The sequence below is a fragment of the Kitasatospora griseola genome, from assembly GCF_014648555.1.
Lineage (GTDB): Bacteria > Actinomycetota > Actinomycetes > Streptomycetales > Streptomycetaceae > Kitasatospora > Kitasatospora griseola.
The window spans coordinates 26,942-32,756 of sequence record NZ_BMRI01000053.1; the positions used below are offsets into that span (position 1 = coordinate 26,942).

Consider the following 5,815-nt stretch of genomic DNA (forward strand, 5'->3'; position numbering starts at 1 on the left):
CGCGCCCCCGACCACACGTACGCCGCCCACTCCGGGTGCGCGTACGGGTCGCGGGAGAAGCCGGCCTGCCGCTGCCAGGTGACCGTGTCGCCGTCCTGCCCGAGGATCTCGACTCCGGCCGGCAGCGCCTCGCCGACGGGCGTGGTGCCGGAGACCAGGCGCGGGCGCTGCGCGAAACCGCCCAGGCCGAACAGAAGCACGGAGCGCACGGCGCGGGAAGCGAGGTAGGCGGCCTGGCGCTGGCGCTCGTCGGCGTGCGCGCGGGACAGGTTCGTCAGGTCCGCCCAGGCGGCCTTGAGGCGCTTGCCCCACTCGTCCAGCGGCTTGCCGTCCTCGAAGAGGAGGCCGCCGAGGATCTCAACCTTCCACGGTGCGATGTGGTTCGACAGGGCGAGGTGGACTTCGGCGCCGCCCGCCCACGTCACGAAGGTCTCCCCCGGCGTCGAGGGGTAGACCCAGGCCCGGTCACCGGTCACCGGGGCGGGAAGCAGGCCGACGTGGTTCCAGCCCTGAGGGACCGCCACCCGCACGTTCCAGTGCGAGCACGACATCAGCGCCTTGACCTGCTCCGGTCCGGTCATCGCCGCGAACCCGGCCGCGGTGATCCGGCGCGGCGTCCCGACCGGGGACTTCCACAAGTGCTTCGCGTAGGCGAACGTGCGGTCGTACTCCACCAGGGCGGGGAGCTGCTCGGGGACGCGCGGGGGCAGGATCAGCTCGGTGCGGCCCTGGCCGCCGGTCGCGTGCAGCAGGCCCCGCAGCTCCTCCGACAGGACCGGGTAGCCGCCCGCCCACTTCCCGCTGCTGGGGATCGTGCGCGACCACAAGTCCCGGCCCGTCTGCGACGGCGAGCCCATCAGCACCGCATCGTCCCAGTGCCGCCGCAGCGCCTGCCACAGCAGCGTGAACGCCTGACGGCACGTCACTACGTCCACGCCGTCGGGGTCGAACCACTCCCCCATCGAGCGGATCTCCGTGACCGGGCCGTCCGGGGAGGCGGCGGGGACGTAGCGGCCGACGGGCTGGCGCTGGTGGACGAAGTGCCCGGCCAGCTTGTCGCGGCCCGTACCGACGGCGGTCGTCCACCGCTCGGACGCCGTGTTCAGCCAGGCGGCGACCGCGTCCTTGAGCGTGGAATAGCGCTCGGCGCCGTCGTGCCAGGGGGCGCCGGCGGTGATGTAGATGCGCTCGGTACCGGGCGCGGCCGCGAGGACGGCGTCCAGGATCTCGCCCGGGGTGCGAGCGCCGAGGTCGAGGCGCACCACGCGGTCGCGCACCGCCAGGTCGCCGGTCGCGGCGTCCAGGAACACCGTCGAGCGGGCCTGCTGAACGAAGTTCGGACGCTTCGAGACCAGCCCGGTGGTCACGGCCTCGAAGCGGGCGGCGGCCGGGCCCTCGGGGAGGGTCGGCAGCTCACGCGGGCCGGCCGGCGTGCCTGCCTGCTGCTCTCCGGCCCCCCGGACCGGCGCGGTCGTGGGGGTCGAGGCGGCCTGTACGCCGGGTTCTGTCTTCTCGGCGGCCGGCCCTGCTTGCGGTGCGACGGGCTGCCCGGCGGCCGGCGCCTCGACGGCCCGGGCGGCCGGGACGGCCGGGACGGCCGGGACGGCCGGGGCCGGCTGTTCGGGTACGGCTGCGGGGCGGGTGAGCGCCGGAGCGACGGCGGTGGCGGTGGCGGGCTCGGCGGCCGGCCCCGCCGCGGGCGCCGGGGCGGGCGCGGCTGCAGCGGCCTGGTCGTCGCTCCTGGCGGCGCGCACGGCAGCGGGGGTCGGGTCCAGCAGTGGGGCGATCCGCACAACGTCGCCGACCGACAGCCCGGAGGCCTTCGCGATCGGCGCGGCCTGGGCGCCCTCGTACGCCGCGAGTCCGGCCACGCGGCGTGCGCGCTGGGCGGTGAGCCTGTCCAGTTCCTTCTGCGCGGCGGCGACCTGCTTCTCGGCGGCGGTGATCTCGGTGCGCAGCTCGCGCAGGCCGGCGAGCTCGGCGGTGTACGTCCTGCGATCCATCAGGGTGTCACTTGCCTTCCGCAGCGTCGGCGCTGGTGTCGAGGGGGCGGGCCCGGCGGGCGAGGGTGAGCCAGCCGTCGGGGCCCTGGACGCCGTGAATGTCGGCCAGGCCCGCGAGCAGGAACGCGTAGGCGCCTCGCTTCGGTGCGCGCGGCTGCGCGGCGCCGCTCTCCCACTTCGCGAACGTCTCCCGCCGGGTACTCAGGGCCTCGGCCACCTCGACCTGCGTCAGACCGGCGGCCTTGCGCAACCGCTCCCGCTCCGCCGGCTCCGGCAGGTCACCGCCGTCCCGGGCCCTGGCCAGCAGCGCTTCCACCGCCGCGAAAATCTCGGACATCACATACCTCCCATCCAAGAAGGTAGCATTAAAAGGCTCTTCAATAGCAGCCTTGCTACTCGCATAAACATCTCATTGAAAGCCACAACTAGCGCACATGGCGGTTGACAGATCGATGCGTGCTCCGCCCGCTCCTGGCCGGACGGACGAGGAGAGACGTACGCGGCAAAAGGCGGCAGCCTGGACCGGCGAGAGCGACCTGCAGAACATCTCGATTGGCCTGGTGCCCCGGATCGCGGCCGTCAACTCGCTCGGGGTGGGCGGCACCAACGCCTGCGCGGTCGTGGCCGAGGCGCCGCGCCGCGATCCGGCGGCCTCCTCCTTCGGCCATGTGCTGCTTCCCGCACTCCGGCGGACTGCCCAGCGAGTACGTCCGCTGGGGCCACCGGCTGCCGGGGACCAGGTGTATGGCATCTGCCCGGCGGGCCGCGGCCCCCGCGTGAGCGAGCCCTCCCTCACCCGGCTGCCCGACCTGGTCACGGCGCTGCTGGACGAGACCGACTTCGAGCCGCCGTTCGTGTTCTTCGGACACAGCCTGGGAGCACTGACGGCCTTCGAAACGGCGCGGGCCCTGCGCGCCCGCGGCCGCCCGCTCCCGCGGCGGCTCATCGTCTCGGCTCACGCGGCCCCCGGCACGCAGCGGCGGCGGGATGCGTGGCACACCCTGCCGGACGAGGAGCTGATACGCGCGCTGAACGACTCCTACGACAGCATCCCCGAGCACGTTCTCGCCGATCCGCACCTCATGGCCATGTCGCTGCAGGCGATACGCGCGGACTTCCAACTGCTGGACGGCCACCGGCACCGTGCTGAGGACCCCCTGCCCGTGCCGATCGACGCCTTCTACGGCGAGGCCGACACCGTGCCCCTGCCCGCCGTCGAACAGTGGCGGCACCACACCGCCCGCGCCTTCCGTACGCACCCGTTCCCCGGCGGGCACTTCCACTTCCGGCACGTGGACATCTTCGACGTCCTCGGTACCCTGCTCCACAGCACGGCTGCCGAGGACCGCTCGCCGTAGAGCCCGGAGGCAAAAGCCGTCCCGGTGGGGGGACACCGCCTGCGGGCGGGATCCGACCGGGCGGCCGCGCCGTCGGCGGCTCCCGCTGTCACCGCCGTCGCTGTGGCCTGAGACCGGGGGTGTCGAGAAGAAGGTCGACGAGGCGCCGGGCCGGCGGGTAGCCGTCGGCCCGCTGCTGGAGGAATTCCTGTGCCCGGTGGAAGCGGGTTCGCTGGTTGGTCGCCTCCTGCCACGACGCCGTCTGCGCCAGTTCCCCGGCCAGCACGGGCAGTTGGTCCTCCCATCCCTCGTAGGCGGCGTCGAATGCGCTCTGCCGCGCGGTGCCGGCCTGCTCCAGGACCTGCCAGCTGTTGGGCGCCTCCACCAGTTCGGGGAAGGCATGGTAGGCGACGACGCGCTGCCTGGACTGGCTCGCAGCCAGGCGGAACTCCGGCAACTGGAGGAGTCCGGCCACGAGTTGGTCGACGCGCGAGCCGCTGAGCCTGGCCCGCTCACGCCGTTCCCCGTCCGTCGGCTCCGCCGCCATCCCGTCCAGTTCGTCGTCGAGGCGGTTCTCCAGATCCGCGCACCAGCTGTCTTCCTGCCGCCAGAGATGGAGCACTCCGTCCGCCTGGAACGCGAACTCGACAGCGCTCACGCGGCCCTCGTGCGCCGAGGCTTCCGCCACCAGGGCCCGCAGACGGGGGCCCGCACCGCCGTCCGGCACGCCGGCATCGCTGAACAGTTCCGGATCGAAACGCTCTCGGCGGAAGTAGAACAACCGGGCGCCGACGGCCGCGGCCAGGTTCGTGAAGGCCACCGGATCCATGTGCTCGTCCCCCAGCTCGACCAACGGCCCGCCGCTGGACGGCACTTGGGAAATCGCCGTCATGCCGTGGCCGGCAACCGCGGCCAGCACGCGGGCAACAATGCCTTCGAGGGCGTCCGGTCCCTGCTCGGCGGAAGTCGGTCTGCGGTCATGAGGCGACGTCGTCATGCGGTCTCCAAGCTCAGGTTGATCTGCGTTCGGTCCGATCGGCGCACGTGGAACGGACGAGGTCAGGCCAGCGCGTTGTAGACGCCGCCCCACCCGGTGGCGGTGCGGTCGCCGCGGGTGAAGACGGCGACACCGGTGCGGCCAGCCGACGGATCGTCGGGGACGGGTGACGGGTAGGGCAGGGCGACCGGCGTGTTCCCGATGGTGTGGCGGGTGTGTGCGGTGCCGTTCCAGGTGACGGCGATAGCCCCGCAGGGGCCGGTGATGCGGGCGTGGTCGGGGTGGAGGGTGACGGTGGTCCCGGTGGTACGGATGGCGAGGAGAGTGCGGTAGTCGGCGGGGGTGAGGCGGCAGGCGCCGGGCGGGGTGGTGCCGGGCCAGTCCGGGGAATCGATGTGGCGGGAGCGGGCGGCTTTCCACATTTCGGGGATCAGGGTGCGGGCGTGGGCAGGGGTGGCCATTTGTTCGCACATCCACAGCAGGCGGCCGGCGCCGCGGGTGAGGCCGAGGGTGCGCCAGCGGATGCGTTGGGCGAGGTCGGCGGCGACGGTCGCGATCCAGGGGTGGACGGTGGCGAGGTGGCCCTGCGCGCCGAGCCAGGCCAGGTAGCTGGGCGTCTTCGAGAACGGGGGCCATGGAGGCTGCGGGGATGCCGCGGATGTAGGAGAGGTTTCCCTTGAACGCGCGGGGTTCGCGGGCGACGAGGAGGAGGACGGCGCGGGCGAGGTCGCCGGCGACCGGCTGCCAGGTGTCGGCCTCCTCGTCTTCGTCGTCGAAGTGGTCGGGGTCCTCGGCGGGGTCGGTGAGGGTGCGCAGGACGTTGTAGAGCTCGGTTTTGGCGCGGTCGGTGAAGGGTGCCTGTTCGAGGGTGGGCAGGTGGGTGGAGAGGGCGGTGATGAGGGTGTCTTCGGCGGTGTCCGGGTTGTGGGGGGCGGGGCGGGGGGCGAGGTGGTGGGCGAGGTGGTCAGTGAGGGTGGAGGCGAGGTCGGCGTCGACCATGAAGCGGCTGGTGAGGCGGCCGAGTTCGGTGGCTTCAATGCGGTCGTCGCCACCGTCGGGGTCGGGGGTGCGGGTGAGGTAGGCGGCGTCGGTGAGGAAGTCGGCAGCGTCGTGGAGGGGGTCGAAGGGGTGCTGGCCCTGGTGGAAGGCGAAGGTGCCTTCCCACCAGTGTTCGGCGTCGGCGAGCGTGTGGATGCGGCTCTGGACGGCTTCGGCGAGCAGGTGGTCAGGGAGGCGGTCGCGGATGCGGGAGGTGACGGTGTATCCGGCGGCCAGGCGGGCCTGCCAGTGGTGGCGTTCGCCGGGCGTGGTGAGGAGGTAGGCGTGGCCTTCGCGTTCGCCGGCGCCGATGCGGCCGGCGCGGCCGAACATCTGCTGGACCATGGACACTTCGATGCGGCTCATGCCGATCTGGGTGTCTCGGACGATGACGGCGCGGGCGGGGAGGTTGACGCCGGCGGCGACGATGGAGGTGGCGA

General features: G+C 72.9%; 5 protein-coding genes and 1 pseudogene. 2 read left to right on the top strand and 4 right to left on the bottom strand.

The annotated features are described in order from the left end of the window. On the bottom strand, positions 1–2,003 hold a 2,003-nt coding region (locus IEZ12_RS35090; RefSeq protein WP_229848587.1), incomplete at its 3' end, for a hypothetical protein. A 7-nt stretch (positions 2,004–2,010) separates the two neighbouring features. Next, the gene (locus IEZ12_RS35095; RefSeq protein WP_189278142.1) at positions 2,011–2,340 is read right to left on the bottom strand and encodes a helix-turn-helix domain-containing protein; all 330 of its coding nucleotides are present in this window, start codon (positions 2,338–2,340) and stop codon (positions 2,011–2,013) included. Between the two features lie 115 nt (positions 2,341–2,455). Between IEZ12_RS35095 and IEZ12_RS40290 the strand changes: the two genes are divergently transcribed. Continuing rightward, positions 2,456–3,361, top strand: a complete 906-nt coding sequence (locus IEZ12_RS40290) for a thioesterase II family protein (RefSeq protein WP_268250300.1) — start codon at positions 2,456–2,458, stop codon at positions 3,359–3,361. Between the two features lie 88 nt (positions 3,362–3,449). Here IEZ12_RS40290 and IEZ12_RS35105 read toward each other — a convergent pair whose 3' ends face one another. Both IEZ12_RS35105 and IEZ12_RS40295 read right to left on the bottom strand, forming a co-directional pair. Beyond that, complete coding sequence (locus tag IEZ12_RS35105; protein ID WP_189278146.1) at positions 3,450–4,337, bottom strand: hypothetical protein; 888 nt, start codon at positions 4,335–4,337, stop codon at positions 3,450–3,452. 62 nt (positions 4,338–4,399) lie between these two features. After that, the gene (locus tag IEZ12_RS40295) at positions 4,400–4,798 is read right to left on the bottom strand and encodes a hypothetical protein (RefSeq protein WP_189278148.1); all 399 of its coding nucleotides are present in this window, start codon (positions 4,796–4,798) and stop codon (positions 4,400–4,402) included. Between the two features lie 316 nt (positions 4,799–5,114). On the opposite strand from IEZ12_RS40295, the pseudogene IEZ12_RS35115 reads away from it, so the two are divergent. Continuing rightward, positions 5,115–5,815, top strand: a pseudogene (locus tag IEZ12_RS35115) (hypothetical protein); the annotation flags it as partial.

Coding starts and splice junctions, on each gene's coding strand:
- IEZ12_RS40290 (WP_268250300.1), top strand. CDS start 2,456: ATGCGTGCTCCGCCCGCTCCTGGCCGGACGGACGAGGAGAGACGTACG.
- IEZ12_RS35105 (WP_189278146.1), bottom strand. CDS start 4,337: ATGACGACGTCGCCTCATGACCGCAGACCGACTTCCGCCGAGCAGGGA.
- IEZ12_RS40295 (WP_189278148.1), bottom strand. CDS start 4,798: ATGGCCACCCCTGCCCACGCCCGCACCCTGATCCCCGAAATGTGGAAA.
- IEZ12_RS35095 (WP_189278142.1), bottom strand. CDS start 2,340: ATGTCCGAGATTTTCGCGGCGGTGGAAGCGCTGCTGGCCAGGGCCCGG.